Source organism: uncultured Ellagibacter sp. (assembly GCF_934617235.1).
Taxonomy (GTDB): Bacteria; Actinomycetota; Coriobacteriia; order Coriobacteriales; family Eggerthellaceae; genus Ellagibacter.
In genome coordinates, this window is record NZ_CAKTTZ010000077.1 from 1 (window position 1) to 3,771 (window position 3,771).

At 61.4% G+C, this 3,771-nt stretch carries 3 protein-coding genes and 1 pseudogene; 1 reads left to right on the plus strand and 3 read right to left on the minus strand.

Annotated features, from left to right (window positions below):
- A pseudogene (locus Q0G85_RS10175) lies at nt 1–285 on the plus strand (ABC transporter permease); the annotation flags it as partial.
- A 70-nt stretch (nt 286–355) separates the two neighbouring features.
- Here the strand turns inward: Q0G85_RS10175 and Q0G85_RS10180 are convergent.
- From Q0G85_RS10180 to Q0G85_RS10190, 3 genes are all read right to left on the minus strand, one after another.
- Complete coding sequence (locus tag Q0G85_RS10180; protein ID WP_297157646.1) at nt 356–835, minus strand: 23S rRNA (pseudouridine(1915)-N(3))-methyltransferase RlmH; 480 nt, start codon at nt 833–835, stop codon at nt 356–358.
- Between the two features lie 91 nt (nt 836–926).
- Nucleotides 927–2,450: an LCP family protein gene (locus Q0G85_RS10185; protein ID WP_297157649.1), complete on the minus strand. Its 1,524-nt coding sequence runs from the start codon at nt 2,448–2,450 to the stop codon at nt 927–929.
- 175 nt (nt 2,451–2,625) lie between these two features.
- Nucleotides 2,626–3,771, minus strand: a 1,146-nt coding sequence (locus tag Q0G85_RS10190; protein ID WP_367116891.1) for a type 1 glutamine amidotransferase, incomplete at its 5' end; no start/stop codon positions are given.

Here is a 3,771-nt window from a genome sequence, read left to right on the forward strand (position 1 = left end):
TTAGCCCAGCTGGGATGCGACAGAAGCATGGTGCTGCGAAGCCTGCGCACACAGATCGGCATCTACTTCGTGGCTCCGCTTCTTGTTGCAGGGTGCCATTCGGCATGTGCTATCAGCCTTCTGTACGAGAACTTGCTGTCGATTTGGGGCGCTTCGGCTGTTATCGGTACGCTTTCCGCCGGCATCGCGCTGGTGATTGCGGTATATGCGATCTACCTGATGTCTACCTACCTGGTTGCGCGATCGGCGGTTGTTTCCAGCGCAGGCAAAGGGTTGCTTGCGTAGGCGGAAGAACCCCGAAGCACGCACAACGAGAATCGCAGGGACGGCTGGCTGCCCTTTCGCGGCCGGCCGTCTACTTGTGATACGGCTCGCCGTGCGAGATTTTCTGCGCGCGGTAGAGTTGCTCCAAAAGCACGACGCGCGCCAGGTTGTGCGGCAAAGTGATCGGACCGAACGACAGCAGCTCGTCGGCCCGGTTGCGTACCTCCGCGCTCACGCCGTCCGACCCACCGATGATAAACGCGAAGCTGCTCTTCCCCGCAAGCGCCAGCGCGTCGATCCGCTGGGAGATGCCCACGCTCGAACGCTCCTTGCCGTCGATCGCCAGAAGCGCCACATGGGCATCGGGGCCCAGCTTGTCAAGCTCCGCGCAAATCGCCGCGCCCTCTTTATCTCGCGCACCTTCGACGCCTCCCGCACGTCGCGGGTCCACGTCGGCGATTTCGCGCACCTCCGTCTTCGCATAGGGCTGCAAGCGCTTGAGGTATTCCGCACACGCCTCCGTCCAGAAGCGCTCCTTAAGCTTTCCAACTGCGATAACGGTGAACTTCATCCGCGCCCCTTCCCATAAAAAACGCGCGACCCGCAATGCGCCGGCCGCGCGTGTTTTCTCTATTCGCCCTGCGCCCGCAAGCGCGCAGATGCTATTTCCAATCCGAGCCGATGACCACGAGGAAGTCGGTCGAGAACGTGTAGCGCCCGTCGTTTTTCGTCGCGACGCCGTTGCCGATCTGCTTCACGATTTCCTCAGCCGCCTCCTTCTGGCTGTCGTTGGTGTAGACGACGACTGTTGTGGAGAACGAAGAGCTCGCGTTGCCGGTTTCAGTGGTATAGCCGAGCTTCTCGATCTTCGTGGCGACGGTGGCGGCAGCACCGTCGATGCTCGCGCCGTTCTTCACGGTCACCTTGCCCGACCTGGTTGCAGTCGTAGTCGTCGACGAGTTAGAGGTCGCACCCGCCTTGTCGCCCGTGCTGGCGAGCACCGTGCCGTTCTTCTCGTCGATTTCGTCCTCGGTGGTCGGAGGAAGCCCCTGGTCGACGCGCTGCATCATGGTTTGCCACTCTTTTTCGTTCACGTATTCATACCAGGTGCCGTTAACGAGCTTCGAGGTGGTGGGCTCCATTGCCGAGTAGATGCCGGTGTCGGTGTTGAGCCCCTGCATGCTCGACGCAAGCGAGATGATGTCGGTCACGTTGAAGTCGGTGGTGATGTACTTCGAGAGTGCCTGGATGGTGTTCGCCATGGTAATCGGGTCGGACGAGAGAATTTTCTTCGCAACAGCGGAGAGGACAAGACGCTGATTAGCGGCACGGTAGCGGTCGCCGTCACCGTAGGCGTCGTAGGCATGGCGCGCGCGACACAGGATGAGCGCCTGGTCACCGTTGAGCGTCTGCAGGCCGGCGTCAAGATGACCGCCCGCATCCTCATCGTTGATTTCCATCGGGACGTCGACTTCCACGCCGCCAAGCGCATCGACCGCCTCCTTGAAGCCGTCGAAGTCGATTTCCGCATAATGCGAGATAGGAACGCCCGCAAACTTCGAGACAACCTCGATCGTGTAGGCCGCACCGCCGATCGAGTGGGCGGCATTGAGCTTCTGCTTGCCGTTCGTGCCCATGTCGATAAGCGTATCGCGGTGGAGAGACACCATGGTAACCTGCTTGTTCTGCGGGTCGATACGTGCGAGGATCATGCTGTCCGAGCGGAACTGGTCGCCTGCGTATTCAGCAGACTCCGAGCGCTCTTCTGAGCCGTCGGTGCCCATGAGCAGCATGTAGAACGGGTCGCCGGCATACTTCGTGTCGACAAGCGCATCGCGGAGATCGTCGTCGACGCCCTTGTTGAGGTTGGCGTTGATGGTGTTGATGTAGGCAAACGCAGCGCCCGCCCCACCGAGTAGCACCACCAAAAGAGCGATGCACACCGCAAGCACGATCTTCTTGCGCTTCTTGCTCTTGCGCTTCTTGGTGTATTCCGCCTGCGTCACGCGACGGGAATAGGGATTCTGCGACGGGCTTAAGTTTTCACCGTCGCTGAAGGACGCCGCCGCATGGGAGGCGTGAGGCGTCGGGGACTGCCGGTCGAAGCTCGAGGACGCTTGGACGCCCATCGTATGCCGACCGTGCTGCCCGACGGCGTTGGGGGATGTTTTCTTATTTCTTCTCATGTCAAATAGATTTTGCAGACTGCGCCATTTATTGACAAGCGAGGATGCACCTTTTCTGGCAAATAGCCGCAGGACGCCCACTGAAAACCTACAACTTGGGGCCTCCCCTTCACGTTCCCCGACAAGAAAATCATCAGCCCTCTTCGCTGTCGGCGGGGTAGCGCGTAGCGAAAGCCTACTTCGCCCCGAGCTTCTCCGCCATGAAGGCGTTCGCCGCCAACTCCTCGGCGTCATCGAGTCGAGCGAGTTCAGGTGCGCGCTCCCCCGTTCGCTCCGCATGGCGAGTGCATGCGGCAGCCAAGAGCCAGTCAGCAATTTCGGGATTCTTCGAAAGAAGCGGGCCGTGGAGATAGGTACCGATCACCCCGCGATAGAACACACCATCGGCCTTGTCTGCATCGTTGTTGCCGTGACCACTCGTCGAAATCACCGAGCCGAAAGGCTTCACCCCATCCGCGAGGTACGTTCTGCCCGCATGGTTCTCATACCCCACCACCGGATGCGTCGCGAGCGGCGAGGAGAGCACGATGTTGTCGATAAGGCGGTCGGCGGACGTGCCGGGGCGGCGCGTCTCGATGCCGACGATGTCGAGCCCGGGAACTTCCTCGTCGCCGAGCAGCCAGGTCTTGCCGAGGATCTGGTAGCCGCCGCAGATGGCGAGCACCGGCCCGTCCGCTTCCACATAGGCGGCGAGCTCGTCTTTCATGCGCATGAGCTCCGCCGACGCGAGCTTCTGCTCGCGGTCGGGGCCGCCGCCGAGAAACACGAGGTCGACATCACCAAGATCGACGGACTCGCCATATTCGACACGTTTCACCTGAACGGGAATCCCACGCCATGCAAGGCGCTCGCTCAAGATGCGCACGTTACCGCCGTCGCCGTAGAGGTTCAGCAGGTCGGGGAACATATGAGCAATCACGATGGGGGTTGCTTGCCCCTGATCCTGAGCGGGAGACTCCTCGGTCTCGGTGGGTTCGGCCGCGCTCAGTCGCTCATTAGACCCTGTCCGCTCCTGATCCCGCGCGGGGGACTCCGCCCCGTCAGTCCCGGACCGACCCTGTGCGGGGGGCTCCGCCCCGTCAGTCCCGGACCGACCCTGTGCGGGGGGCTCCGCGCGCAGTTCCGCAGCGAAGCGAGGACTGTTTGAGCACGGAGTCTCCCGCGCAGGGTCGCCAGCCTCGCCTTCCGCAGCATCGAGAGCGGACTTCACACTCGGCAGCGCCGTGTAGTTCGCGATGGCGTAAGCATTCATTTCACAGGGAAGTTTCGCCAGCTCATCGAGGAATTCCTGCGTATTCTTCACCACCTTGGAGGGAATACC

Excerpts from the sequence above, each read along its gene's own strand:
- Q0G85_RS10180 (WP_297157646.1), bottom strand. The coding sequence starts at position 835 with ATGAAGTTCACCGTTATCGCAGTTGGAAAGCTTAAGGAGCGCTTCTGG.
- Q0G85_RS10185 (WP_297157649.1), bottom strand. The coding sequence starts at position 2,450 with ATGAGAAGAAATAAGAAAACATCCCCCAACGCCGTCGGGCAGCACGGT.